Annotated in this window: 30 protein-coding genes and 3 pseudogenes; 9 read left to right on the forward strand and 24 right to left on the reverse strand. The window is 67.5% G+C overall.

All coding sequences use genetic code 11. The features are described 5' to 3' along the window. The first annotated feature begins 32 nt into the window (after nucleotides 1-32). From OG390_RS48025 to OG390_RS48035, 3 genes are all read left to right on the forward strand, one after another. Nucleotides 33-1,043 (forward strand): SDR family oxidoreductase, encoded by a 1,011-nt coding sequence (locus OG390_RS48025; protein WP_406176936.1) that lies wholly within the window; start codon nucleotides 33-35, stop codon nucleotides 1,041-1,043. A gap of 99 nt (nucleotides 1,044-1,142) precedes the next feature. After that, complete coding sequence (locus tag OG390_RS48030) at nucleotides 1,143-1,355, forward strand: hypothetical protein (RefSeq protein ID WP_399082005.1); 213 nt, start codon at nucleotides 1,143-1,145, stop codon at nucleotides 1,353-1,355. Between the two features lie 281 nt (nucleotides 1,356-1,636). Beyond that, nucleotides 1,637-3,142, forward strand: coding sequence for a cytochrome bc complex cytochrome b subunit (locus tag OG390_RS48035; protein WP_406176938.1), 1,506 nt, complete (start codon nucleotides 1,637-1,639; stop codon nucleotides 3,140-3,142). On the opposite strand, the gene OG390_RS48040 is transcribed toward OG390_RS48035, so the two are convergent. The 14 genes from OG390_RS48040 to OG390_RS48105 all read right to left on the reverse strand — a co-directional run bounded on the left by OG390_RS48040 (nucleotide 3,060) and on the right by OG390_RS48105 (nucleotide 11,984). Further along, nucleotides 3,060-3,461, reverse strand: a complete 402-nt coding sequence (locus tag OG390_RS48040; RefSeq protein WP_406176939.1) for a cytochrome c oxidase subunit 4 — start codon at nucleotides 3,459-3,461, stop codon at nucleotides 3,060-3,062. The genes OG390_RS48035 and OG390_RS48040 overlap by 83 nt on opposite strands. Continuing rightward, the gene (ctaD, locus tag OG390_RS48045; protein ID WP_406176941.1) at nucleotides 3,458-5,128 is read right to left on the reverse strand and encodes a cytochrome c oxidase subunit I; all 1,671 of its coding nucleotides are present in this window, start codon (nucleotides 5,126-5,128) and stop codon (nucleotides 3,458-3,460) included. The genes OG390_RS48040 and ctaD overlap by 4 nt, the downstream gene beginning before the upstream one ends. A gap of 331 nt (nucleotides 5,129-5,459) precedes the next feature. Beyond that, on the reverse strand, nucleotides 5,460-5,711 hold the full coding sequence (locus OG390_RS48050; RefSeq protein WP_406176943.1) for a CDGSH iron-sulfur domain-containing protein: 252 nt from the start codon (nucleotides 5,709-5,711) through the stop codon (nucleotides 5,460-5,462). Then, a complete protein-coding gene (locus OG390_RS48055) occupies nucleotides 5,644-6,357 on the reverse strand; it encodes a HemK2/MTQ2 family protein methyltransferase (protein WP_406176945.1) in 714 nt (237 codons plus the stop codon). Before OG390_RS48055 ends, OG390_RS48050 begins: the two co-directional genes overlap by 68 nt. A 50-nt stretch (nucleotides 6,358-6,407) precedes the next feature. Next, a complete protein-coding gene (locus tag OG390_RS48060; RefSeq protein WP_406176947.1) occupies nucleotides 6,408-7,397 on the reverse strand; it encodes an iron-containing redox enzyme family protein in 990 nt (329 codons plus the stop codon). A gap of 271 nt (nucleotides 7,398-7,668) precedes the next feature. Further along, nucleotides 7,669-8,127, reverse strand: a complete 459-nt coding sequence (locus OG390_RS48065) for an SRPBCC family protein (protein WP_406176948.1) — start codon at nucleotides 8,125-8,127, stop codon at nucleotides 7,669-7,671. Nucleotides 8,128-8,254: 127 nt separating this feature from the next. Further along, nucleotides 8,255-8,665: a gas vesicle protein K gene (locus tag OG390_RS48070; RefSeq protein WP_406176950.1), complete on the reverse strand. Its 411-nt coding sequence runs from the start codon at nucleotides 8,663-8,665 to the stop codon at nucleotides 8,255-8,257. After that, complete coding sequence (locus tag OG390_RS48075) at nucleotides 8,655-8,897, reverse strand: gas vesicle protein (RefSeq protein WP_406176952.1); 243 nt, start codon at nucleotides 8,895-8,897, stop codon at nucleotides 8,655-8,657. Before OG390_RS48075 ends, OG390_RS48070 begins: the two co-directional genes overlap by 11 nt. After that, nucleotides 8,894-9,703 (reverse strand): GvpL/GvpF family gas vesicle protein, encoded by an 810-nt coding sequence (locus OG390_RS48080; RefSeq protein WP_406176954.1) that lies wholly within the window; start codon nucleotides 9,701-9,703, stop codon nucleotides 8,894-8,896. The genes OG390_RS48075 and OG390_RS48080 overlap by 4 nt, the downstream gene beginning before the upstream one ends. After that, nucleotides 9,696-10,103 carry a gas vesicle protein gene (locus OG390_RS48085; protein WP_399081973.1) on the reverse strand — a complete coding sequence of 136 codons (408 nt, stop codon included), beginning with the start codon at nucleotides 10,101-10,103 and terminating at the stop codon, nucleotides 9,696-9,698. The genes OG390_RS48080 and OG390_RS48085 overlap by 8 nt, the downstream gene beginning before the upstream one ends. A 40-nt stretch (nucleotides 10,104-10,143) precedes the next feature. Next, on the reverse strand, nucleotides 10,144-10,386 hold the full coding sequence (locus tag OG390_RS48090; protein WP_406176956.1) for a gas vesicle protein GvpG: 243 nt from the start codon (nucleotides 10,384-10,386) through the stop codon (nucleotides 10,144-10,146). A 10-nt stretch (nucleotides 10,387-10,396) separates the two neighbouring features. Continuing rightward, nucleotides 10,397-11,110 carry a GvpL/GvpF family gas vesicle protein gene (locus OG390_RS48095; RefSeq protein WP_406176957.1) on the reverse strand — a complete coding sequence of 238 codons (714 nt, stop codon included), beginning with the start codon at nucleotides 11,108-11,110 and terminating at the stop codon, nucleotides 10,397-10,399. Between the two features lie 3 nt (nucleotides 11,111-11,113). After that, complete coding sequence (locus OG390_RS48100) at nucleotides 11,114-11,608, reverse strand: gas vesicle structural protein GvpA (protein WP_406176959.1); 495 nt, start codon at nucleotides 11,606-11,608, stop codon at nucleotides 11,114-11,116. 28 nt (nucleotides 11,609-11,636) lie between these two features. Continuing rightward, nucleotides 11,637-11,984, reverse strand: a complete 348-nt coding sequence (locus OG390_RS48105) for a gas vesicle protein (protein WP_406176960.1) — start codon at nucleotides 11,982-11,984, stop codon at nucleotides 11,637-11,639. Between the two features lie 254 nt (nucleotides 11,985-12,238). On the opposite strand from OG390_RS48105, the gene OG390_RS48110 reads away from it, so the two are divergent. Beyond that, a complete protein-coding gene (locus tag OG390_RS48110) occupies nucleotides 12,239-13,111 on the forward strand; it encodes a histone protein (RefSeq protein ID WP_406176962.1) in 873 nt (290 codons plus the stop codon). 3 nt (nucleotides 13,112-13,114) lie between these two features. Beyond that, nucleotides 13,115-14,095, forward strand: a complete 981-nt coding sequence (locus tag OG390_RS48115; protein WP_406176964.1) for an SRPBCC family protein — start codon at nucleotides 13,115-13,117, stop codon at nucleotides 14,093-14,095. Between the two features lie 73 nt (nucleotides 14,096-14,168). Here the strand turns inward: OG390_RS48115 and OG390_RS48120 are convergent, their stop codons facing one another. After that, nucleotides 14,169-14,537 carry a low affinity iron permease family protein gene (locus OG390_RS48120; protein WP_399081952.1) on the reverse strand — a complete coding sequence of 123 codons (369 nt, stop codon included), beginning with the start codon at nucleotides 14,535-14,537 and terminating at the stop codon, nucleotides 14,169-14,171. 132 nt (nucleotides 14,538-14,669) lie between these two features. On the opposite strand from OG390_RS48120, the gene OG390_RS48125 reads away from it, so the two are divergent. Next, on the forward strand, nucleotides 14,670-15,209 hold the full coding sequence (locus tag OG390_RS48125) for a CinA family protein (RefSeq protein ID WP_406176966.1): 540 nt from the start codon (nucleotides 14,670-14,672) through the stop codon (nucleotides 15,207-15,209). Between the two features lie 56 nt (nucleotides 15,210-15,265). Here OG390_RS48125 and OG390_RS48130 read toward each other — a convergent pair whose 3' ends face one another. The 8 genes and pseudogenes from OG390_RS48130 to OG390_RS48165 all read right to left on the reverse strand — a co-directional run bounded on the left by OG390_RS48130 (nucleotide 15,266) and on the right by OG390_RS48165 (nucleotide 18,824). Beyond that, a complete protein-coding gene (locus tag OG390_RS48130) occupies nucleotides 15,266-15,442 on the reverse strand; it encodes a CsbD family protein (protein ID WP_399081946.1) in 177 nt (58 codons plus the stop codon). Nucleotides 15,443-15,805: 363 nt separating this feature from the next. Next, a complete protein-coding gene (locus tag OG390_RS48135) occupies nucleotides 15,806-15,997 on the reverse strand; it encodes a CsbD family protein (RefSeq protein WP_406176968.1) in 192 nt (63 codons plus the stop codon). Between the two features lie 219 nt (nucleotides 15,998-16,216). Next, nucleotides 16,217-16,494, reverse strand: a pseudogene (locus OG390_RS48140) (gas vesicle protein K). 52 nt (nucleotides 16,495-16,546) lie between these two features. Then, nucleotides 16,547-16,675: pseudogene (gene gvpJ / locus OG390_RS48145) on the reverse strand (gas vesicle protein GvpJ); the annotation flags it as partial. Next, entirely contained in the window at nucleotides 16,672-17,439 is a 768-nt protein-coding gene (locus OG390_RS48150) for a GvpL/GvpF family gas vesicle protein (RefSeq protein ID WP_406176970.1), read from the reverse strand. The pseudogene gvpJ and the gene OG390_RS48150, both read right to left, overlap by 4 nt. Beyond that, nucleotides 17,439-17,591, reverse strand: a complete 153-nt coding sequence (locus OG390_RS48155) for a hypothetical protein (protein WP_406178409.1) — start codon at nucleotides 17,589-17,591, stop codon at nucleotides 17,439-17,441. The genes OG390_RS48150 and OG390_RS48155 overlap by 1 nt, the downstream gene beginning before the upstream one ends. Before the next feature lie 19 nt (nucleotides 17,592-17,610). Then, nucleotides 17,611-17,858, reverse strand: a pseudogene (locus OG390_RS48160) (DNA primase); the annotation flags it as partial. 366 nt (nucleotides 17,859-18,224) lie between these two features. Continuing rightward, nucleotides 18,225-18,824, reverse strand: coding sequence for a cation transporter (locus OG390_RS48165; protein WP_406176972.1), 600 nt, complete (start codon nucleotides 18,822-18,824; stop codon nucleotides 18,225-18,227). A gap of 61 nt (nucleotides 18,825-18,885) precedes the next feature. Here OG390_RS48165 and OG390_RS48170 point away from each other — a divergent pair, with 61 nt between their 5' ends. The 3 genes from OG390_RS48170 (at nucleotide 18,886) to OG390_RS48180 (ending at nucleotide 23,154) form a co-directional block, all read left to right on the forward strand. Continuing rightward, a complete protein-coding gene (locus OG390_RS48170) occupies nucleotides 18,886-19,020 on the forward strand; it encodes a hypothetical protein (RefSeq protein ID WP_406176974.1) in 135 nt (44 codons plus the stop codon). A gap of 951 nt (nucleotides 19,021-19,971) precedes the next feature. Next, nucleotides 19,972-20,190 (forward strand): hypothetical protein, encoded by a 219-nt coding sequence (locus OG390_RS48175; RefSeq protein WP_406176976.1) that lies wholly within the window; start codon nucleotides 19,972-19,974, stop codon nucleotides 20,188-20,190. A gap of 501 nt (nucleotides 20,191-20,691) precedes the next feature. Continuing rightward, nucleotides 20,692-23,154, forward strand: a complete 2,463-nt coding sequence (locus tag OG390_RS48180; RefSeq protein ID WP_406176977.1) for a SpoIIE family protein phosphatase — start codon at nucleotides 20,692-20,694, stop codon at nucleotides 23,152-23,154. Between the two features lie 64 nt (nucleotides 23,155-23,218). Here OG390_RS48180 and OG390_RS48185 read toward each other — a convergent pair whose 3' ends face one another. After that, a complete protein-coding gene (locus OG390_RS48185) occupies nucleotides 23,219-24,400 on the reverse strand; it encodes a PP2C family protein-serine/threonine phosphatase (RefSeq protein ID WP_406176979.1) in 1,182 nt (393 codons plus the stop codon). Nucleotides 24,401-24,537 lie beyond the last annotated feature (137 nt).

Consider the following 24,537-nt stretch of genomic DNA (forward strand, 5'->3'; position numbering starts at 1 on the left):
CGGCACCCTTTCGCACGACGAAGAGGAGCATCATGACCCAGACCGTTGTTGTCACCGGTGCCAGCGCCGGAATCGGCCGAGCCACCGCACGGCTCTTCGCCCAGCGCGGTGCGAACGTCGTCCTGCTGGCTCGAGGTAAAGCAGGCCTCGACGCCGCGGCCGCCGATGTCGAGGCACTGGGCGGCCGTGCGCTCGCATTGCCCACCGACGTCTCCGTCTATACGCAGGTCGAAGCGGCCGCGGCGGCGGCCGAAGAAGCTTTCGGTCCGATCGATGTCTGGGTCAACAATGCCTTCACGTCGGTGTTCGCACCGTTCATGGAGATCGAGCCCGATGAGTACCGGCGGGTCACCGCGGTGAGCTATCTGGGCTTCGTGCACGGCACGAGGGCCGCGCTCAAGCGCATGCTGCCGCGCGACGCCGGTGCGATCGTGCAGGTCGGCTCGGCCCTCGGCGACCGCGCCATCCCGCTGCAGTCCGCCTACTGCGGTGCCAAGCACGCCGTCAACGGCTTCACCGAGAGCGTGCGCACCGAGCTCCTGCACGAACGCAGCCGGGTATGCATCACCATGGTGCAGATGCCGGCGGTGAACACCCCGCAGTTCTCATGGGTGAAGTCCCGGCTTCCGAAGCATCCCCAGCCCGTCCCGCCGATCTACCAGCCGGAAGTGGCCGCCCGGGCTGTCCTGCACGCGGCGGACCATCCGAACCGAAAGCAGTACTACGTGGGCGCGTCCACGGCCGCGACCATCCTCGCCGACAAGCTGGCTCCCGCCTTGCTCGACCGCTACCTCGCCCGCACCGGCTATGCGTCGCAGCAGACGGACGACGGCGTCGCCGACAACCGTGCAAGCAACCTCTGGCAACCGGTGGACGACGCCGATGAATACGACCACGGAGCTCACGGTGTCTTCGACGAAACGTCCCACGCACTGTCTCCCGAAGCCGCGCTCGCGCGGCACCCGGTGCTCGTGTCGGCAGCCTTGACAGGAGCGGTGGCCGCGGCTCTCACAGCGATTGTGCGCCGCAGGCGTCTCCGGTAGCGCACACCGTCGGCCTCAGACATCCGGATCACCGGGATGAGGCGTGGCGGGTGAGCGCGCGACTCGACAGACGACACGGATGCGTCGCACGCTGGAGGAGTGGCAGGAGTGCCGATCGTCGTGCATCGGCCGATCGCGTCGGGCGGCCGCCCCGTCGTCGTGCGCAGCGAGGTCATCGGCCTGGCGCACACCGACGGGGACGTCGTGGAGTACATACGCCTCGCCGGCCTGGCGCTGAGCAAGGACGTCCTCGACGATCCCGTGTGGGTCGAGTGGAAGGGCGGTCGGCCGCACGAGTACCACCCCGATTGAGCCCGTGCAGCTCGCCGGAAACCCTCGGACCTCATGACGCGGTGCCGCACGCCCGGGGCCGCGGCACGCACGCCGGTGCGGGCCCGTTCGGACGCGCAGCAATGTCGTGCGACACGGCCTCGGGTGATGGTGGGGGGAGAGGACCCGCGAAGGCGCGTTTTTCGCGGGGGTGAGTACTCGCCGGCTGACTGGGGGCAGGGAGGACCGGAAAGCTGGGCTCAGCCCGTGCACAGATCCGTGCACTGACAGGCTTCCGTGAGTCCGTGCGGAGGGAGGCATCCGTGAGCTCGAGCGGCGAACGCTTCGCCGACGCGGTCGATGCCAGACTGCCCACCACGGACGGCGGCGGCAAACTGCTCCGCAAAGCCTTCCCCGACCACTGGTCGTTCCTCCTGGGCGAGTTGGCGCTCTACAGCCTGATCGTCCTGGTGCTGACCGGCGTGTGGCTGACGTTCTGGTTCAAGCCGGAGATGCGCGAGGTGACGTATGCCGGAGGGTATCTGCCGCTGCGCGGTGTGCTCATGTCTGAGGCGTTCGACTCCACGCTGCACATCAGCTTCGACGTACGCGGCGGTCTGCTCATGCGGCAGATGCACCACTGGGCGGCGCTGGTCTTCATCGGCGCGATCGGTCTGCACCTGCTGCGGATCTTCTTCACGGGCGCCTTCCGAAGGCCCCGCGAACTGAACTGGGTCTTCGGCCTCACTCTGTTCGTCCTGGCGCTCGCCGAGGGCTTCGCGGGCTACTCGCTGCCCGACGACCTTCTCTCCGGGACGGGACTTCGTATCGCCCAGGGCATCATGTTGTCGATCCCCGTCGTAGGCACCTATGTGAGCATGTTCGCGTTCGGATCCCAGTTCCCGGGCGAGGACATCGTCACCCGCCTCTACGGCATGCACATCCTGCTGCTGCCCGGTGCGCTGATCGCCCTGCTCACCGTGCATCTGATCCTGGTCTTCTACCTGAAGCACACCCAGTGGCGCGGACCGGGCCGGTCCAACGCGAACGTCCGCGGCAAGCCCCTCTTCCCCCAGTTCATGGCGTCTTCGGGCGGCCTGTTCTTCACCGTCTTCGGCGTCATGGCGCTGCTCGGCGGTCTTGCCCAGATCAATCCGGTGTGGACGTACGGGCCTTACCGCCCGGACCAGGCGTCGACCGGTTCGCAACCCGACTGGTACGTGGGGTTCCTGGAGGGGGCGCTGCGGCTCGTGCCGCCCTGGGAGACGAACGTCCTCGGACACACCATCATGTGGAACGTCCTGCTCCCGGCCTTGGTCCTGCCCGGACTGCTCTTCCTCGTCCTGTACCTGTACCCGTTCGTCGAGCAGCGGCTGACGGGCGAAGCGCAGGAGGAGCAGCACCTGTGCGACCGGCCGCGTGAACGGCCCGTGCGGACGGGCCTCGGCGTCGCCGGCATCACGTTCTACGGTGTGCTGGTGCTGGCCGGGGGCAACGACGTGGTGGCCCAGACGTTCAGGATCTCGCTCAACACGTTGACCTGGCTGCTGCGCATCTCCCTCGTGGTGGCGCCCATCCTGGCGTTCATGCTGACCCGGCGGCTGTGTCAGGCCCTCGTGCGCGCCGAGCGGGAACGCCTGGCGCAGGGCGAGGAGACGGGCGACGTGCGGCAGACGGTCGAGGGGGGCTACGAAAGTGGCCACCGGCCGGTCGAGAGGTTCCGGCCGGGAGCGCCCCGGTCCCCGCTCACCCCTGCTGATGACTCCCCCGGTCCACGTACTGGAACGTCATCCCCAGAACACCACGCACCAGCACACCGAAACCAATGAGGAAGAGCCACAGACCGTAAACCACTCCGATGGCGGCGACAGCGAATCCCAGCGCGGTGATGACGGGCCACGAACTCTCGGCGGGGAAGAACTCCACCGGCCCGGTGCCGTCCGCCACCTCGGCATCGGTACGGTCTTGGGGGCGGCGCCCCTTGCGCCGGTAGTGCATCGTGCAGAAGAACGACACCAGGGCGGCCATCGCGAAGGCGACGATCAGGGCCGCCGTACCGGTCGGATCGCCGGACCAGGCGGCGTAGAGTGCGGCGGCACCCGCGAAGAACGCCGCGACGCCGCCGAAGAGCAGTGCTTCGACCTTCATCGCAGACCCTCCTCCTGCGCCTGCTTGGTGATGCGGGGGTGGTGCAGATCGAAGGCCGGGGCCTCGGACCGCACCCGCGGCAGCGCCTGGAAGTTGTGGCGCGGAGGCGGACACGACGTCGCCCATTCCAGTCCGCGCCCGTAACCCCAGGGATCGTCCGTGGTGACATGTTGTCCGTACCGGGCCGTGCGCCACACGTTGTACAGGAACGGCAGCGTCGAGACACCGAGCAAGAACGCTCCGACGGACGACAGGGTGTTGAGGAGCGTGAAGCCGTCCGCCGGAAGATAGTCGGCGTACCGGCGTGGCATCCCTTCTTCTCCGAGCCAGTGCTGCACCAGGAAGGTGAGCTGAAACGCCGGGAACAGCAGCCAGAAATGCACCTTGCCAAGGCGCTCGTCGAGCATTTTCCCGGTGAACTTGGGCCACCAGAAGTAGAAACCGCCGAACATCGCGAAGACCACCGTGCCGAACAGCACGTAGTGCAGATGCGCCACGATGAAATACGAGTCGGTGACGTGGAAGTCGAGCGGCGGGGAGGCGATGAGCACCCCGCTCAGCCCGCCCAGCAGGAACGACACCAAGAACCCCATCGCCCACAGCATCGGTGTCTCGAACGACAGGGACCCCTTGTGCATCGTCCCGATCCAGGCGAAGAACTTGATGCCCGTGGGCACGGCGATCAGGAACGACATCACGGAGAAGAACGGGAGGAGCACCGCGCCGGTGGCGAACATGTGGTGGGCCCACACAATGGCGGACAGCATGGTGATCGAGATCGTCGCGCCGATCATGGGCAGATAGCCGAACAACGGCTTGCGCGAGAACACCGGAATGATCTCCGAGATGATCCCGAAGAACGGCAGGGCGACGATGTAGACCTCCGGATGCCCGAAGAACCAGAACAGGTGCTGCCACAGAATGGCGCCGCCGTTGGCGGCATCGAAGACGTGCGCCCCGAATTTTCGGTCCGCCTCAAGGACCAGCAGCACCGCGGTGAGAACGGGGAAGGCGGGCAGTACCAGAATCGACGTGAACAGCACGTTCCAGGTGAACACCGGCATCCGGAACATGGTCATTCCGGGGGCGCGCAGGCACAGGATCGTCGTGATGAAATTGACGGCGCCGAGCGTCGTGGAGACGCCTGTGACCACCAGTCCCATCACCCAGAGATCACCCCCGGCGCCCGGGGAGTAGTACGCGCTGTTCAGCGGCGCATAGGCGAACCAGCCGAACGCGGCGGCCCCGCCGGGCACCACGAAACCCGAGACCACCATCAGGCCGCCGAACAGATACATCCAGTACGACAGGGCGTTGAGCCGGGGGAAGGCCACATCCGGTGCGCCGATCTGCAGGGGCATCACGGCATTCGCGAAACCGGCGAACATGGGCGTCGCGAAGAGCAGCATCATGATGGTGCCATGGATGGTGAAGAACTGGTTGTAGGTGAACTCGTTCACGAACTGCAGTCCAGGGCGGGCCAGTTCGGCCCGCATGGCCAGCGCGAGCAGGCCGGCGAAAAGGAAGAAGCAGAAGGCCGTGACCATGTACAGGTTGCCGATCACCTTGTGATCGGTCGTCGACGTCCAGCGCAGCAGCGTTCGCCCCAGAGAGGGCCGGGAGACGGCCTGTTCGGTGCCGGCGCCCCGTTCTGACAGCTCGGTCATCGTCCTCCTACGCGGACCGCCTGCCCCGGCCCGATGGTGTACGGGGGTACGGGCCGGACGACGGAAAAGCGTCTTGCGAGTGCCCTCGCCTCGGCCGGGAATCCGGACCCCGTGACGCGGGATACGCCCTCGACTCTTCCGACGACCCTTCCGTACATGACGTCATCGGCCGAGTACGGATCGTGATCGTCGGTGGCGACGCTACCGGCGTCGCATCGCCAGTCGCCCACGCCACGCCCTACCGTCTGCTGTCGGGAACCCCGGCGGGGTCGGCGCCCGCTCGATTCGAGCTCCGCCGCACACCGGGGAACGCGGACGGTATCGGCGCGGATCAGGGAGGTGGTTCAGATGCCGGTTCGGACCTTGGGCTGTCCGGTCGGCTCGGCCTCGCGGACCGCCGATGGCTGGTGTCGCACCACGGGTAGATGCGGCTGCGGCGGCAGGTGCACAGGGCCACGCAGAACCGGTCGGACGACATGGTGGTGCCGTCGTCGAGGGTGACGTCGACCGGACCTTCAACGAGCAGGGGCCCAGCGCGTGGGGCTGTGATGCGGCGGCGTCGTGCCGCGGGGTCGTTCTGCACGAATGATCACCAGCTCTTCCTTCTCCTCATTGCCGTCCACCAGGCCGTGGTTGCGCAGCCAAGCGCTCCGTGCGCGCAGGACCGGCCCAAAAGCGATGCGGTGCTGTTCTACGATGCCCGCGCTCAGGCCCGCCGCCCGCAACTGCCTCAGCGTCCTTTCCGCACCACTCAGGGTGGACTGGACCAGGAGGAGCACCCCGCCCCGCCGAAGCAACGCGGGAGCGTCCTGGCAGAGACGATCCAGTACGAGGCGGCCGTCGTATCCGGCATCCCAGGCCCGGGCCGCCCCCCGTCGGGGGCAGCAGGCGTCGGGGGTCGGCACGTACGGCGGGTTCGTCAAGATGAGGTCGAAAGACCGGCCCCACACCGGAGCCAGCAGGTCGCCGCGCATGACGCGCAGTGGGAGGCGCGCCAGCACGGCGTTGACCCTGGCGTTGAGAACCGCTCGCCAGGAAATGTCGACGGCTGTGACGTGCGCGCCGAGCCGCGCGGCGGCCAGAGCGACAGCGCCTGTTCCCGTGCCGACATCGAGGACTTCAGCCAGCGGGGGAAGAGGTTCGTGACGCAGCGTTCGGACGAGCAACTCGGTGTCGCGCTGGGGGGTGTAGACCCCGGGAAGTGCAACGGGAAGTGACAGGGGAATCATGGATGTTTCGTCTCGCTCGGTGTCGGTAAAGCTGTTCGGCGGTCGGCTGGTCAGACGGGTGCGTACAGAGATGACTTGCCTGCCCGCCAGGCGTGGAGGAGTTGGTCGGCGAGGCGGTCCTCGACGTAGCCGGTGGCGTCCACGCCGAACGCGACGTCGCCGTCGAGGTGGGGTTCCTCTTGGAGGAGGCCCGCGACGACCTCACGGCGGACGACCTGTTCGTGCACGGCGTCGGCCTCGACGTGTTCGTCGTAGAAGTGCTCGGCGGCCGGTCCCGCGCCGGTGCGCCGCATGGCCTGAGCGAGCCGCCGCGAACCGGGCGACGAGGTGATCTCGACGGTGGCGAAGTGACCCACCAAGGCGCCTCGCAGTGCGCGGTGCAGGCCGAAGAGTGACATCAGGTTCACGACGGCGAGGGCCTCGGCGGATGCGGCGCCGAGGTAGTGCCCGTAGGCCGTGTCCAGGCCGAGGTCCGCCATGAGGTCGGCGAAGAGTCGCGCGTGCACGCGCTCGGCCCGGCCGCCCCCGAACTCGTCGAACTCGACGGCAGCCATGCCCGCCTTTGCTCGGCCCCACAATCGGGGCAGTACCCAGGCGTGCGGGTCGGCCTCCTTGAGGTGGTACAGCGATCGCTGGGCTGCGTACTCGCGCAGCTGCCACAGCTCGCCGTCGTCCTGGAGGAAGTGCGTGACACCCTTGCCGGCGACGGGCTCGACGACCAGCTCGTCCAGTGCCTCGTCGGCGCGCTCGTGCCATGCCGCCCTGTCGCGCAGGGCCTCGAGGTACGGCTGCTCCAGTGCTGCACGGACCCTGAGCAGGTCGGGGTCCCATTCCCGAGCGGCGGCTACGTCCGCGAAACCTCGGTAATGCAGTTCGTAACAGAGATACAGGCCGAGTTGCCAGTCATCGCCAAAGGGGAATGCGTCGGCAATCGTCTTGTCATCGGGGGGCGGCCCTGTACTCCTCAAGTATTCGGTGATCGCCGCAGAGATTCTGCCTCGGCTCGGCGGCAACGGTGGTTCTTTCGGCCAGAAATCCATGGGTACGAAGTACCCGCGATCCAGAACGTCTCACATGGCCGCTCTCATCCGCGACGGGGGCGAGGACACTCGCGCCCTGCAAAAGTGGCGCGGTGTCCTCGTGGGGGTTCCGCGTGGCCGACCGCCGGAGGCGGCGCCATCGATCCCCAAGCCCTCGCGCGATGCGGCTCATCGCGCCGAAGGCCCCGCGCCGGGAACACCTCCGACGGGAGGGCTTAGGGAGCGTGAGAAGAGATGGTAGGGCTTATGGAGCGTGACACGAATGGAGCGGTCATCCCGGGGTGACACGGCCGCGCCACGAACCGGATTCGCCGCCGTGCTCTTCGATGTATTCCTTGAAGCGCCGCATGTCGCCCTTGACGCGACGATCGATCATTCCGAACACGTCCGCGGTCTTTTCGGCCGCCCCACTCGGTTCGATGTCCATGACGAGCTCCACACGGGTGTGTGTGGTGTCCAGGCTCTGGAATCGCACCATGCCCATCTGCTGGATGTCGCCGCTGATCGTGCGCCAGGCGACCCTTTCGTCCGGGAGCTGGTCCACGATCTCGGTGTCGAACTCCCGCCGCACGCCGCCGATCTTGGTGGTCCAGTGGTTGTGGGTTTCGTCGAGCTGTGTCACCTTCTCGACGCCCTCCATGAACTTCGGGAACTCCTCGAATTGCGTCCACTGGTTGTACGCGGTACGGACAGGGACATCGACCTCGACCGATTCCTTCACCATGCTCATCGCTGCGCCTCCTTCGCGTATCCACCGCACGGACGCGGTACCGCCGCGCGGACTTGGCACGGAAAGGCGAGTACCCGTTGTCGGGGACAGTACGGCCCGGATGGCACCTCATCCCGAAATCCGGCGTTCAGTCGGAGGGCGGGAGCAATGTGCCCAGCGGCCCGAGGTCCAGGTTGAGGTCCTCCATGGTCAGTCCGTACTGAGCACACAGGTCGCTCATGCGGTCGTGGAGCAGCATGAGCGTCGCTCCCAGGCGTTCCTCCTGCTCGTCGCTGAGGTCTCCCTGGTCGACGCGGTGCAATGCCTGTCGCTCCATGAGCTGGCGCAGCAACTCCACGAGAGTGAGGACCAGCCTGATGAGGTCCCGTTCCACCGTGTCGGGATCGGAGCTGATCCGCCGAGCCGGGGAACGCGAGCCCTTGCCGGCGGGCGGGCCCAAGTCGCGTGGGGCGGCAGGGAGCAGCCGGAAAGCACGTGCGGCGGCCTCCGCGACCTCGTCGGCGCGACGTGGCGGCCGGCTGTCCCCATCAAGCGTCATGGTCGCCGCCTCGCAGCGGGTCCGTCCCCGCCCATGGTGAGGGATTCCGCGCGCTGATGGAAACGATCAGGGCTCGCAGCGAAACACGTACGAGATCGATGTCTGCGATGGACAGCATCACGTCACCGGTGAGTACGACCCCACCGCTCAAGAGTCGGTCCAACAGATCGATGAGAGCGACCTGCCGCTGAGGCAGGCGCTCTGCCGGGGGCGGCGGGCCAGGCGTGATCATGGCGGCACGCTCTCCGCGGCACCGCTGAGGGGCATGGCGAATGAGTACGGCGCCCAGGGACCGGTGGCCTCGACTCGGACCCCTGGCAGCCCGTCGGCGGCGTGTGTCACATCGGCCAGGAACTCTTCGCAACGCGTCAGGGACACGAGGTACGCGTCATTGACGACGTTCTCGCCCCCGCCGGCCGCGTTGGCGAGAGCGCCCTGCTGCACACGATGCCGGACCCGCTCGGCGGCGTGCTTGCGCCCCGCGGTCTCCACTCGCTCGGCGGCCTGCTGCGCCGCCTGGTACACACTGTCGCGCACACTCTGCTGTTGCCTGCGGTCGCGTAGGTAGGCGCGCCCAGGGGGCAGGTCTGCCGACGGAGCAGCCGGGGCTGCTGGGGCCGCCGAGGGCTCGACATAGATTTTGACCCCCCATTCGACATGTTCGGCGAGTCGGGCCAGACGCTCCGCGAACATGTTCCGGCCCGCTTCCAGCACGTCCCGGGCTCTGTTGTCGTCGAGGTAGACGGTCGCCAGGCGCAGCGGAAGGACGGTGGTGCGCGCGGCCAACGCCTCTATGACACCGTGGTGGGCGCGGGCGACCGCCTCCAGCCATTCCAGATCCTCGAGATGTTGCTTGAGAGCGCCCTCCTGGAAGTCCTGGGCGGGTACATGGCTCACCACGAGCATCACCCGGTCGTCGCGCGCGTCGGCGACGAGGCGGACGGGGGCGTCGGCTACACCCCGCAGCGTCGTGGTTGCCTCCCGCAGTCCCTCGGCCCGGGGTACCACGGCATACGCGTAGGTCATCAGGTCACTCATCGCGAGCACTTCCCCGGCGACGGCTTCCGGTGTCCCGGTGCGCTTCCTCGTGCGAGGGGAGTTCGGTTCCCTCGCGGAGGGCGTCGATCTCGGCCCGCAAACGGCGGTTTTCCTCGGCGAGAGAGTGTTCGTCCCTGCTCCGGGAAGAGAGCGCGGGGTCGTGCTCCCACCAGTCGATGCCCATTTCCTTCGCTTTGTCGACGGAGGCGACCAGGAGTCGCAGTTTGATGGTCAACAGCTCGATGTCGAGCAGGTTGATCTGTATGTCGCCTGCGATGACGATGCCTTTGTCGAGCACCCGTTCAAGGATGTCGGCGAGATTGGCGGAGGAGCCCTGCCCGTACGGCGGCGCGGCTCTGGACGGGTAGGAACCAAGCCTGTTGGCCAGGGGTTCAGTCACGGTGGCGGCCTCATGTTCCCTCGTGCCGGATGCCGGGATGTCAGCCCTGCTGTCGGGCTCGGATCTCCTCCAGCCGGTCGAGCAGTTCGTCCTCACGCCGGTCGAACGTCTCCTCGTCGATCTCTCCCGCGACAAGCCGCCGCTCGAGCTCGGCGAGTTCGCGGTGCACCGGTGCGGGGTCGTAGTACACGTTCTCGGCTTCCTCCAGGACGCGCTCCACGACCCAGCCGACGCCACGCACGGGCGCTATGGGAAGGGTGACCAGCTGCGTGAACAGGCCCATGAGAACTCCTTCAGACGAAGCTGTAGGGAGGAAGGGGACCGTTGAGCCGGAAGTCGAAGTCGTCACCCAACTGGTGGGCGACGCTCAACTCCGTAGTGAGGAATGCCTCTTCTTGGTCCTCGGACACCAGGAACGACACACTGAGGAAGTCGGAACCTGTCGGGTGGGAGGATTCAATCTGTCGGGCGAAGGGGCGCAGTGCTTCGCGCACACCCGTGGCCAGCGCCTCCTGCCGTGCCTGTACCTCCTGGGCGACCAGCTCGCCGAGCCGCATTGACGCGTCAGGCCCTGCGGTCCCGCGGCGGATCTCGTCATTGAGCTCTCGTGCCACATTCGATTCCCGAAGGATCTGACGCAGCAGAGCGTCCTCTTCCTGCGATGCCTTCAGGTTGTATTCGACGCACCCCTCCAGCACATGAAGCCTGTCCGTGTAGTCCTCGGAATTCTGCTCCAGGGCAAGTCGTACGGCCTCGTCGTCCGCGGCCAGGAGGCCGAACCGCATAGGCAGGACAGTGCCGTCTGCCATGAGGTGCTGCTGCACTTCCTGGTGGGCGATGATGTCGCGGCGCTTGGGGCGCAAATCCTCCGGGGCGTCGCTCACCACAGCGCACAGCGGTCCAGCAGTCACTGTCCGCAAGCCGGCCGATGACTCACCGACACCGCTGAGGTCGTCGATGTGGAGCGGGTGCTGCTTGCCGGTGATGGAGTAGATGTATACGGCCATGGCTCATTCCTTCTCGCGGGGCGAGCCCCTTTCGCGCTCACGTCGGGGGGTGCGCCGAACCGGCCGCCGTCGCCTCTCCACGGGTTCCCTTTCCTTGTCCTCGTCTTCTTCCTCGGACTCTTCGTCGCCGTTGTCACGGTCGGTGACGCCTTTGAGGGAATCCGTCACCGCTTCCACGGCGCCGGAGAGGGCTCCCTTGGATTTGCCTCTTGCTCCGCTCTCCACCGACTCTCCGACGATGTCGGTCAATTGGGTGGGTGCCTTTCTCCCGGCCTCGAGGTCAAGGCGGTTGCAGGCTTCGGCGAAACGCAAATAGGTGTCGACGCTGGCCACGACGATGCGAGCGTCGATCTTGAGGATTTCGATCCCTACCAGCGACACGCGGACGAATACGTCGATGACGAGTCCGCGATCAAGAATGAGTTCCAGGACGTCGTAGAGGTTGCCGGTTCCGCCGCCTCGGGCGACACCGCCTCCACCCTGCGGCACCACTGTCATGGTGCCTCCCTTCACCGGCCGTGCCGTCTCAGCCCCGCCGGTCGATCTGGCCTCGGGTATAGCGACGCGTCCTTTCGTACGCCACCAGATCGCCTTCCTTGTCCAGCGTCACGCGGTAGGTAGCCATAACGCTCGTGGTTTCCGGGACGCGCTCGACCTCGAGTACCTCCACGTCAGCCTCCCAACCGTCCTCCGTCGGTTTTAGTGCCGAGACGGACTCGGGGGCCCGCCCGAGCAACTCCTGAAGTTGTTCGGCGGCGGAACGGATGGCCCAGGCGGCTTTGGCCTTGCCGGAGCGGCGCCGGGGGCCGTCTGTGGGACCTCGGTCGGTGCTGCGGCTACTGCTGGACCGTCGCCGGGGTTCTGCTGCGGCCATGGTCTCTCCGGTGGTCGGAGCGGGCGCCATATTCCACGGGTGAACACTATAATTCCATCATATAGGGACATATCACCCGAGCGGTGGATGCCTTCACGTGAACTGTCCGAGGGGGCTGCGCGGCAGGTGCGGGGCGGGGCGGACTGTGCAACTCCGCGCGTGCGATCCACATGGTGTGTCAATCGCGGTTTGGGCAGGGGGCGTTGGCACGTGTTCGGGCGTGTTCACCTGCCTATTCCGAAGGGAACCGGCTCATGAATGACACGACCAAGATCGGCCTCGCCGCCGCGGTCGCAGCTGGCTACGTGCTGGGGCGTACGAAGAAAGGCCGTCTCGCATTCGGCATGGCAACCTATCTCGCCGGGCGTCGTTTTGGGCTCGATCCGCAGCAGTTGATGACGACAGGCCTGCGCAAACTCGGCGACGTTCCAGGGGTCTCCGAGCTGAACGAGCAGGTGCGCGGCGAGCTACTGGACGCCGGACGTAAGGCTCTGGCCGCCACCGCCGATCGGCGCCTCGCCGATCTCGCCGATTCCCTCCACGAGCGCACGCTTCGCATAGGTGAGGAGCGGGAGGAAGAGGAGGAGGAAGAGCCGGGGGACGGCGAGGAGGGCTACGAGGAGGAAGAAGAGGAGGAGGAAGTAGCGGAAGAGCCCGAAGAGGAGGAGCCCGAGGGGGAAGCACCCGAAGCGGAAGAGCCCGAAGAGGAGGAACCAGAAGAGGAGGAACCCGAAGAAGAAGCCGAAGAGGAAGAACCCGAGGAAGAGGCTGAGGAAGCACCGCCACGGCGTCGCCGGCGCCCGGCTGGAACCACGGCAAGGAAGCGCGTGGCCAAACCCGCTCCCCGTAAGAGGGCTGCGAAGAAGGCCGCTCCCGCCAGGAAGAGGGCTCCAGGGAAGAAGGCCGCAGCGCAGAGGCCCGCGGCCAAGAGGACGGCCGCCAAGAAGGCGGCGCCGGCGAAGAAGACCGCGAAGAAGTCTCCGCCCCCTGCGAAGAAGGCGGCAGCGAAGAAGACGGCCGCGAAGAAGACAACGGCCAAGAGGGCGGCCGCGAAGAAGGCCCCGGCCAAGAAGACGGCCTCGGCGAGGAAGACGGCCACCAAGAAGACTGCCGCGCGGCGGAGGTAGGTCATGGCCAGCAAAGAGCGTGTCACCAACCTCGCAGATGGTTCGGGTCTGGAACTTCTGCGCGATGAGCTCGCCGACTATCTCGGTGCTCAAGTGGAGCATCTGGTCGACAGAGCTGGGGAGAAGTTGGGGGATGTCACCGACCAACTCCTTGACGCCGCCGAGAACGGCGGACCCCTTCCCCGCATTGGCGGACGCATTCTCCAAGGAGACTCCCCATTGAAAGCGTTCGTCGGCGAGAAGACCAAGGATCTCAAAGACAACGTGATGGACAAGGTCAAGAACGTGTTCGGCGGGGGTAAACGAGGCAAGGCCGGCAGCACCAAGGTGATGAACATCGTTGAAGTGCTGGATGTGGGTGTGCCCATCCGCACGGCTTACAACTACTGGACTCAGTACGAAGAGTTCAGCGGCTTCACCAAAGGGGTACGCAGTGTGTCCCGTAACGACGAGGCCACCAGCGACTGGAAGGTGAAGGTCGGCCCCTCGACGCGTGGCTGGAAGGCAACCGTTCAGGAACAAGTACCTGACGAGCGCATCGTGTGGTCCTCCGAGGGCGCCAAGGGCACTACCCACGGCTGTGTCAGTTTCCATGAACTCACGCCCACCCTGACGCGCGTTGTGCTTGTCGTCGAGTACTACCCCTCGGGTTTCTTCGAAAAGACCGGCAACCTGTGGCGCGCCCAAGGGCGTCGCCTGCGGCTGGACTTCAAGAACTTCCAACGGCATGTCACGTTTGCTGACGAGGAAGTTGAGGGCTGGCGCGGAGAAATCCGCGATGGTGAGGTGGTCCGGAGCCACGAGGAAGCGCTGGAAGAGGAAGAGGCGGCAGGTGAATACGAGGGGGAGGAGGAGTACGACGAAGAGGGTTCCGAGGAAGAGGGCGCCGAGGAAGAGGGCGCCGACGAAGAGGAAGACGAAGAAGAGGGGCCGGAAGACGAAGAGGAGTACGACGAGTACCAGGAGGACGAAGAGGAGGGCTGACGCGGCCGCCGCGGAGCCAGGAGCGAACCCTCGACATGACGCGCCCCGCGATGCGGCCGGTGGCCCCGGTCTCTCAGATCTCGTCCTCCATGCGGATCACCGATTTGAGGTCTTCGTGTGCCTTCCCAGGCTCTCCTTCCTGCGCTTCCAGCAGGGCGGCGGCGAGGGCATCCAGCTTGCGCTGGATGGCCCGCTCGGCCCGCAGTTCCGAGTTCTTCAGCAGTGCTAGAAGCAGCAGGGTGACCGCGGTCATGGCATCGCCGGCGAGGAGTAGCCACGCCGACCCGAGTCCGGCGACATGGACGGCGAGCGTCAGCGCGACGAGCCCGAGGCAGAACACGAAGAATGCCGCTGAACTGGTGAAGTTCGAGACGGAGCCCGCAAGCCGTTCGAACCTTCCGCGTTTGTCTCCGCCGCGGTCGGCGGGATGCTGAAGAGCCATGGGCTCGCATCCTCCACTGCTCGTTGCGTGCCGAGGTGCTGCTGACAGGCGGTCACCATCTGGGCAGTGTCGGAAGGCCCTACGAGTGGGCTCCAGCAGGCGAGACGTCAGTACGGACCTCACCATGTGAAGGTGGACAGCAACCGTTTCCCCTCCGGCCCTGCGGACGAGGACCGCGGCCTGACCCGCGAGGAACTGCTCGCGCGACAGCTGCACGCCGCCCTGGCAGCGTCCGGGCACACCGTCGCGGTGGCCGAGTCGTTCACGGCGGGCCTGCTCGGCGCCGCACTGGCGGCCGCGCCCGGTGCGTCGCAGACCTTCCGTGGCGGCGTGATCGCCTACGACACCGAAGTCAAGGCGTCGGTGCTCGGTGTGGAGCGTGGCTTGCTGGCCTCGCAGGGCGCTGTCCATGGCGAAGTGGCCGCTCAGATGGCGCAGGGCGTGCGGCGCCTGATGGACGCCTCGTACGGCCTGGCCACGACCGGTGTCGCCGGTCCGGCCCCGCAGGACGGCCAAGAGGTCGGGACGCTCTTCGTCGCCGTCTGCGGGCCGACCGGCACGGTCGTCGACGAGCCGGACACCGAGGGTGCTGACGTCAGAGAGGCCATATGCCAGACGGCCGTGGTCGCGGCCCTGGAACTGCTCCGCGATCACGTCCGTCCGTCGCAGTGACGGCACTGGCAGCGGCAGTCCTCGGAAGACGCGCCGGGCCGGCCGTACGCCACAGGTCAGTGCCCGATCCGCTTGTGGACCCGGTGAGCCATCTTCTCGGTGATCTCGTGTGCCTTGCCGCGCACCATATCTCCACGGCCTGACCGCTGCATTGACTTGTTCCCCAGGGCCTTGCCGAGGGATTCCTTCATCTTGCCCCTGATCTGCTGCACCTTCGCCGTGCTCTTCGCCATCGGAATCGTCGTCCTCTCGAAGACGCCGGGGACCGCGGACCGTCCGGGACCGCCACCTCTTTGTTCACCGTGCGCCTGTCTCCGGGGCGCGGCAACCGGGAGCATGTCGCCGTCAGCGGCGTCGGTGCCGGCCACTCGCGGGGCGGTCATGCCCCGACCGGGAAGCACGTCAGCCGTAGCCGATCGGTCCGCTGATCACGGCTGCGCGGTGGGATGGGTCTGATGTGAGCTGCCGTGTGTGTCTGTCCGCGCGGCGCTGAGACCGCTGAGAGCAAGCCGCTCTGCCGCCGTCGGTGGCAGGTACGAGCCCGCCTGCTGGTGAGGGGGTTCCCACGACTGCGGGGCCCCCTCACCCACACATGCTCAGGTGCGGTCGCGCTTGGCGGAGCGGCCGGTCTCCTCGATGTGCTCGCGGGTCTTGCCGGTGGCCTTCTTGGCTTCGCCGCGCGCTTCGTCGAGCTTCCCCTCGATCTCCGTCTCGCGGTCGCCCGTGACCTTCCCGGTCATCTCCTTGGCCTTGCCCTTAGCCTTGTCCATGCCGCCTTTGCCGGCCATGGTTCCTCCTTTGGGGGGGTGAGGTCGCTTGCCCGCCCAACGTAAGCGGCTGCGGGAGACGTCGCCCGCCGAGTCGTCACGTTGCGTAGCCATCATGGGTGGGGGCAGGCACGCGGGTCGGCGGGGTCATACGGCACAGAGGCGTACGGCGCCACACCGACGTCCACCACCCGGCTGCCGGGCAACCGCACAGGGTCGCCGGTACGGGCGGTGAGCCTATTACTTGGGAGGCAGAGGTCCGAGCGGGCCGAGGTCCAGATTCAGGTCCGCGGGCCGCAGTCCGTACCGCTCGCGCAGTTCGGTCATGCGGTCGTCGAGCAGCATGAGGGTGAGCCCGATTCGCTCCTCCTGGTCGTCCGTCAACTCTCCCGTCTCGAATCGCCGCAGCGCCTGGCGTTCCATCAACTGGCGCAGCAGCTCCACGACGGTCAGCACGGTTTGACGAGGTCGCGCTCCACCGTGTCGGGATCGAGGTCCAGTCGGTTCCTCGCGGTCACATCGACTCCCGCCAAGGGGTACTTTCGCGTTCACCGAGCTGATGAGGGCGTTCAGGTCGATGCCTACGAGGTCGACGTCGGCGATCCTCAGAGTGATGTCCCCGGCGATCACGACCCCGCCCGCGAGCAGCCGGTCGAGCAGGTCGACCAGTGCGACCTCGCGGTGTTCCACGACGGTCATCGCCCCTCCCCGTTGAACGAGTAGGCCGCCCACGGGCCGGTGGGTTCCACTCGCATCCCCTGAGCCTCGTCCCTCGTGCGCTCGATCAGCTCCACGAATCCCTCGGAGTCCGAACGCGGCACGAGATAGGCGGCATTGAGCACGTTGCGGCCCGGCGCACGGGACAGCGCGGCGTTTTGCGGCGCGGGGATCCTGGTGTCCTCCGCGCACTCGGAAAGCGTGTCGTGCAACTGTCGGGCGAATTTCTCCGCGCGCTCCCACACGTCCTCGTGGGCACCATTGCGCATACGCCGCTGCCGCAGATAGTCGCGCCCCGTCGCGGCCTTCTCGGGTTCACCCGTATGCACCCGGCGCTCATCGGTACCGGAATCCTCCGCGCACACCTTCACGCGCCATTCCACCCGCCCCTCGAGCCGCTCGAGGGTCCGCAGGAGCTGTTCCCGCCGTTCCTGCATCATCGTGCGTACTCCACTGTCGTCCCGGAACACGGTGGCGAGCCGCAGCGGCAGTGGACTGGTGACAGCGGTGAGTGCGTCGATCACGCTCTGATGCGCGCAGGCGGTCTCGCTCAGCCAGTCCAGATCCTCCAGGCGAGCCCGCAGCGGTTCTTCGGCGAAGTCCTCCTTCGGGACCGCGCCGACCACGGCGACCAGGTCACCGTGGTGCAGCAGCTTCGGCGGGACGCCCGCGACGCCGGTCAGCTGCGCCTGCAGGGCGGCCGTGAAGGGTCGGCAGATCGCGTATATGGAGCGCAGACCGCTCACTAGGTCTCCTCCCTCGGACTCGCGCGTTCCAACTCGGAGAGCCGTTCGCGCAACTCCCTGTTCTCACACTTGAGTTGTGAGTGGTTCGCGCGCGACGACAGCGCGCGGTCGTCCTCCCACCAGTCGATGCCCATCTCCTCGGTCTTGTCCACGGGTCAACGATGAGCCGTTCTCCTCTTCCTCATCGCCGAGCCCCGGCACATCCGGCACCACCCCCGCAAGCTGGTCCCGTACCTCAGCGGTCCTGCCGTGCAGCCGGTCGGCGAGGCCCTCGATCTGCCGCTCGACGAGCGCGCCGGAGGCGGCCTTCCCCACACCGCGCAGGTCCTCGCGCAGCTGGTCCCCGTCTCCTTGAACTGCGGGTTGTCCCACAGCTGTTGTGTTCGACATTGGCCCCCTCGAACTCCGCGTGGCCCCACGCCTGTTGGCCAAACCTTCGGTGTGAGCGCCTCGGTCCCCGAAGGGGCGGTCACCTGCGCGAGGACTGGCGGAAGTCGCGTGCGCTGCTCATCACTTCTGCCCAAGGGTCGTGTGCGCGCCTGCTCGATCGCGTCGCTCACCCTCCGTGGCACTGGCACTGGCACTGGCACTGGCACTGGCACGGAGGGTGATCCAGAACCGCGATTAGGTGCCGCAGGTGGCCGTCGCCGGGACTCCGTACTTCGCGCACTTCGCGGTCGCCGACGTGGCGGCCGCATGCGCGCTGTGCCGGCCCACGGGGGCATCGTCGTCGTGGCGTGAGAGCCTCAGCGAAGGCCCGGTGTGATGAGGGCCCGCCCGCCGGTTCAGCGGTCGCCGGAAAAGATCTCCCGCACCTCGCGGACGGCGTAGTAGACCAGCACATAGCCGGCGGCCGGATCGGCCCACCACCAGCCGAGCGTGGCGTTGAGAACCAGGCCGAGCAGGACGGCGGCGGCCAGCAGACCGTCGATCAAAGTGACGCGGCCCTCGGTTTTGAGCACGGGATTGTCCAGCGCCGCTCCGGTGCGGGCCTTGCCCGCCGCCAGGGCGAACATCACACCCGCGGTCACCGCGGTCCAGCCGATACCCAAAGGCGAGTGGTGGGGGCGGAAGCCGGTGGTCAGCACCCAGGTGGACTGCAGCAGCAAGTAGAGCGCGAGAGCGGCGAAGCCGACACCGATCAGTCGCAGGGCCCTGCGCTGGCGGGCTTCGCCGGTACCGGACAGTTCCCAGATGACGACGATGGAGGCGGCGACCTCGATCAGTGAGTCCAGGCCGAACCCGGCCAGCGCAACCGATCGGGCGGAGATGGCGGCCACGGCGAGCACCACGATGCCCACCACGTTCCAGCCCAGGGTGAAATATTCCAGCGCGAAGCCGCGGCGCAGCAGAACCGTGCGGGAGATCTCCTTCACCTCGTTCACCGCACGATTGTCCCAGACCGTCACAGGCAGCCGGCAGAAGCCTCGATCTCCCGGGCGCCGCGTGGCGATCGGCGTCCCGCTGCGTGGCAGCCGCAACGGCTGCTGGGCGTGCACCGAGTCCGGCGCGACCGGGCTGCCACGGAGCCCGGTCGACGCCGACGGCGCCTACCTGGGCGCCGGTGTCCTCATCCCGTGATTGCCGGTGCGCGTCCCGGCCGCGCACCGTTACTCAACTTCGCCTCTCGTCACATGCACCGCCCCGGAGAAAGTCTGGTCAGTCTGGGAGTGTGATCGGGACAGGCGCCACGGCGGAAGAACACCCGGGGCATCCGTTCCCCACGGCGTGGCGGGGCCCTGGGCCGTTGGGCGAAGCGCGCAGGTCACGTCCTCTCCGAATCTGAGGGGGAGCGTGCCAGACGCCGTAGTTCCACCCAGGACGTCCGTGAACCCCCTGTCGGGGTCGACCAAAACGGATGGCCCACGAGTCGGCACGACAGTGCCAGAAGTCGGCGACGTAGCACCGTTGAGCGCGCTGGACTGCGGCGCGCGAGGGCTTCGTAGGTCCGGTTCCAGTCTCGCTGAGTCTCGATCAGATCGTCGGGGAACGTGCCGTGTGTCATCACAGAAATTCAAGCATGTGTTCGATTATCTCTGCACCGCCGTATGCAATGGATGCCGGCGGACGAACGGGACCGCGAGGTGGTGCTGAACCGCTTCGCTCCCACCAGCCTGGGACGCTCCTTGCGCGCGTCCCCTCACCGTCACATCACCCCATCGTGGGACACGCCAGGCCGGATACGAGTCGCGGCGGCCGAGCGCGAAGGTGGTGAGGACCGGGCCCTCGGCCAGGTAGCCGACGGGATCGGCGCCGCAGTCGGCTGAGAGGCCTGGGGCCGGTCCCCCCGGCCAGGCCCTGTACCGATGTGTCAGGGCCGCTGATCTCCCATTCGGCGGTCCCGCGTGGACCTTCTTCACCGGCTGCCCACGGGGGATCCTGCGTCACTGACACGGCGGGGATTTTCTCCCTGCTGCCCTGCACGAGGCTACCGACGCCCTCTTGGGCCGCTGGTGCCTTCGAGTGACGCGATATGAGCGCCTTCGTGGCCGTCGAGCTGCACAACGAGCAGTTGCGGTGCATGGTGCTGCCATGGACGATCGCCCCCCTGTGGTCGTGTCTCCGCCCTCATCGGACGGTGGGCGGCGAGTGACGATCCACGGCGAGGATGTGGGCACTGCCTACAGCCTCTTCGACGTGCTCGACTTCCTCCATCGCGCCGACTTGCCCGCCGAGGACAGGGCCATCGATGACCCCGACCTGATCGAGTGGCGCGGCGGCGGACCGTACGACTGGAACAACTCCGCATAGCCGCCAGCACGTCCGCGAAGGCCGCCGCCGACTGCAGGCCGTTGGCGGCGCCCCCGTGCACGGAGGCAGACGGCGCTCGTCTCCCGCGGCACCTCCGCGGTGCCCTGTTCGGAGCCCTGGACGCGTGTGGAGGCACCGGCGGCCTTCCATCTTCGCCACGTATGAGTACGTTCGGCAGACCGGCCCGTCGAGGCTGCCCGGAGGGCGGGCGCCGTTGACGTGGAAGGATTCAATCCTCCCAGCTATCCCTCCGGCTTCGACCCGCCATGCCGGCCTCGGTCGGCACGGCACCCCCGCGGAACGCGAGTCGCCCCTGGCGCATCCGCCCGCTGTCATGACGGCAGGGGCAACTGCGTGGATCACATCGAGCCGGTCCCGGGCCTCTGCGTGGGTTCGGAAGCACGGTGGGTGTCGGCCCGCGACGTCGCGGCCGCCATGCGCCCAGACCGTGCACATCGGGCGGCCAAGCAGGAACATGGTCACGTGTAAGGGATGGAGACGATGGCTTCTGTGCGCAATGGTTCCGACTGGCCCACTTCCTCAGAACCGCGCGATCTGTTCGACGCGTCAGTTGACGCGGTAGCGGTGGTGTCCGCAGACGGCGTCGTGGTCGGCTGGACCAGAGGCGCTGAAGCGCTTCTCGGTTACCCCGTCGAAGAGGTCGTCGGCGGCTCCGCCGTGCGGCTGCTGGCGATGCCGGGGGATCCGGTGCGTGTGGCCCGCATCGCGGAGCGGTGTCGCGCGGGCATGGGGTGGAGCGGTCTCATCCCTGTACGGCACCGCGACGGCGGCCGTATCGAAGTAGACCTGAGACTGTCCGCGTCCTTCCGCATCGGCGGAGACGAGTGTTTTCTGATCTCGGCACGGGAGCAGAAGCAGCAATGGACGGTGGGCCAGTCCATCCTCGACGGCTTCCTGACCCGCGCGCCGGTCGGCATGGCTGTGATGGATCTGCAACTGCGCTACGTCTGGCTGAACGACACCCTGGAACGCCTCGGCGGCGTGCCCCGTGAGCAGCGGTTGGGCCATCGTCTGAGCGAGCTGCTGCCGGGGCTGCAGGCGGAGACCCTCGAGAGCCTGATGCGCAAGGTGCTGGCGACCGGACTCCCGGTCACCGACTACGAGTACGCGGGATGGAGTTGGGCCGATCCGCACCGTCAACACGCGTACTCCACTTCCTTCTTCCCCCTGGTGGACGCAAGCAACTCCGTCACCGGGGTCTGCTACATGGTCCTGGATGTCACCGAGCGGTGGCACGCCCGCCAGCTCCTGTCGCTGGTCAATGAGGCCGGGACCGACATCGGCAGGACTCTGGACGTGATGCGGACGGCTCAGGAGCTCGCCGACTTCGCCGTCCCGCGCTTCGCGGACTTCGTCATCGTCGATCTGTTGGAGCCGGTCCTCAGCGCCGAGGGGAATGGAACGTGGTTGACCGATGCCGGACCGCCCTCCGCCAAGCCTGCGATGCGCCGGGCCGGCATGAGTTCAGTGCGCGAGGGCTGCCCAGAGGCTGTGGCGCCGATCGGGGCCAAGGTCGACTTCCTCCCCCCGCCGCACGACGTGAACCTGCTCATCAACGGCGATCCGATCTTCATTCCGGTGCTCGACGCGGCCGACGAGCTGTGGATCGCCGAACAGCCTGCCAGGGTGGCAAGCATGCGGGAGTTCGGACTGCACTCCCTCATCGCCGTGCCGATGCGGGCGCGGAACACGGTTCTGGGCCTCGCCACGTTCGCCCGTTCGCTCAATCCCGTCTCTTTCCACCGGGACGATGTCCTCTTGGCCCGAGAGTTGGTGGCGCGAGCGGCGCTGTGCGTCGACAACGCTCGCCGCTACACCCGGGAACACACGGCAGCAGTCACCCTTCAGCGCAGTCTGCTGCCCCACGCCCTCACGGGTGGAACAGCGCTGGAGGTGGCCTCCTGCTATCTGCCGGCGGACGCCACGGGCGGGGTCGGCGGCGACTGGTTCGACGTGATCCCTCTGTCCGGCGCCCGCGTGGGTCTTGTCGTCGGCGATGTGGTCGGCCACGGCATCACCGCGGCCGCGAGCATGGGCCGGCTGCGCACTGCGGTGCAGACCCTGGCCGACATGGACCTGCCCCCTGACGAGTTGCTGGCCCACCTCGACGACCTCGTGCTTCGGCTGACCGAGGAGGAGACCGGCGACGAGGCGGCCAACCAGGCTCTCACGGCTTTCCTCGGAGCAACCTGCCTGTACGCCGTCTACGATCCGGTCACGCGACGTTGCACGATGGCCCGGGCCGGGCATCCGCCCCCGGTCGTCGTCGCCCCCGACGGGCACGCCCACTTCCTGGAGCTTCCCGCCGGGCCTCCGCTCGGGCTGGGAGGGTTCGCGTTCGAAGCCAGCGAGATCGAGCTCGCCGAGAACAGCCTGATCGGTCTCTATACCGACGGCCTCATCCAGGGAGCCGACCGCGCCATGGATCCGGGCATGTCTCGTCTCAGCCAGGTGTTGTCCCAGCGCATCTCCAACCTCGAGTCACTGTGCGCGTCCGCCACGAAGCAGCTCGTGCCCGTGCCTCAACTCGACGACATCGCCCTTCTCCTGGCGCGCACGCACGCTCTGGGGGCCGACCACGTCGTCTCGTGGGATGTGCCTTCGGACCCGGCCGCCGTCGGTGATGTCCGGGCCCGGGCGACTCGCCAGGTGGCAGCCTGGGGCCTTGAGGAGTTGGCCATGACGACGGAGCTCATCGTGAGCGAGCTGGTCACCAACGCGATCCGCTATGCCGCACCGCCCGTACGGCTGCGGCTGCTTCGGGACTCTCGCTTGACCTGTGAGGTCGCCGATGCCAGCAGCACCGCGCCTCGGCTGAGGCATGCCCGGAGCATGGACGAAGGCGGCCGTGGCCTGTTTCTCGTAGCCCAGCTCGCCCATCGCTGGGGTGCCCGGTACACGCCCGGAGGAAAGGTCATCTGGGCCGAACAGGAGATCCCGTAACCACCACGGCATCCCCACATGCGGGTGACCCTCTCGAGCGGCCCCGAACGGATGGCCGGTGCGATCAGTGCGACGGTTCGTTTTCGGAGTGGTGCAGAACCCGTCGGCGCGCATGCCCCTTCCGCGGCGGGGCGCTCGGGCATGCGGTCGACGTGCGGCGCACCGCGATCAGAGCGGCGTCGTCGCCGAGACGTCCGCCGCCGTGGGCGAGCAGATCGCGCCGGAGGTGGTGCAGCAGAGTCTCCGGGCTGTGGCCGGTCCACTGGGCAGCCCGTTCAGTGAGCGGGTAGAAGCGGCCGCCCGGGCCGCGGGCTTCGATGACGCCGTCGGTGTACAGCAGGAGAGTGTCTCCGGCTTCGAAGGAGAACACATCTACGGTGTAGTCCGCCGGCCCTGTCCGACCGACCCCCAGCGGGGGTGTGGGGTGCACGGGAACGGTGACGGCGTCGCCGTGGCTGAGCAGCAGCGGCGGAGGATGGCCGCAGCTGGTCATCCGGGTGATGGGGTCCTCGTCGGGGATCTCCATCAGCAAGGCGGTCACAAAGCGTTCCCCGGCCTCCTCCTCCGGCTCGAAGTCGTCCAGATAGCGAGCGACACTCTGTTCCAGGGCGACCGCCAGTCCGGGAAGGGCGGTGTGCTTGTGGGCGGCCTCGCGGAAGGCGCCGAGCAGGAGGGCGGCTTCCCCGATGGCGTCCAGGCCCTTGCCCCGTACGTCGCCGATCATCACGCGGGTCCCGCCGTCGATGCGGGTGGCCGCGTACAGGTCGCCGCCGATCTGAGCCTCGTCTTCCGCAGCCAGGTAGAGGCAGGCAACCCGCAGCGGGCCGATCTCCTCCGGCAGCGGCCACAGCAGGACATGCTGTGCGGCCTCGGCGACCGAGCGCACCTGGGCCAGCTCCTTACGGTGCCGCTCGCGCACCACGCAGTAGAACACGGTCAGCGAGGACAGCACCGCCAGGGCGAGGACCTGCACCAGCACATTCCGGGTGAACAGCGCGCCGAAGTGCCAGCCGATGAATGCCTGGGCCAGCACTGCCAGGGCCCCAATCAGCGCGGTCAGGCGGGGGCCGGCAAAAGACGCAGTGATAGCAGGTGCGATGACCAACAGGGGACCGAGGTGGACATCGGCCGGAACCAGCAGGTCCACCACCGTGATCACCACGATGAGCGCAAGAGGGATCAGCAGCAGGGCGTGGCTCGACTGCCATGGCTGCCGCAGTCCGGCCAGACGCTGCCGGGAGTCCACGTCTCCAGCGTGCACCGTTCGGGCATCGCTGACCAACGCGTGTCACGGCCGGGCCTCGGGTCGAGCGAAGCCGCAGCCCGCGTGACGATCAATTACCGGCCTTGAACCACGAGGCATGTGCCGCACCTTGTCGCGGG

This window comes from Streptomyces sp. NBC_00996 (assembly GCF_045162675.1).
Lineage (GTDB): Bacteria > Actinomycetota > Actinomycetes > Streptomycetales > Streptomycetaceae > Streptomyces.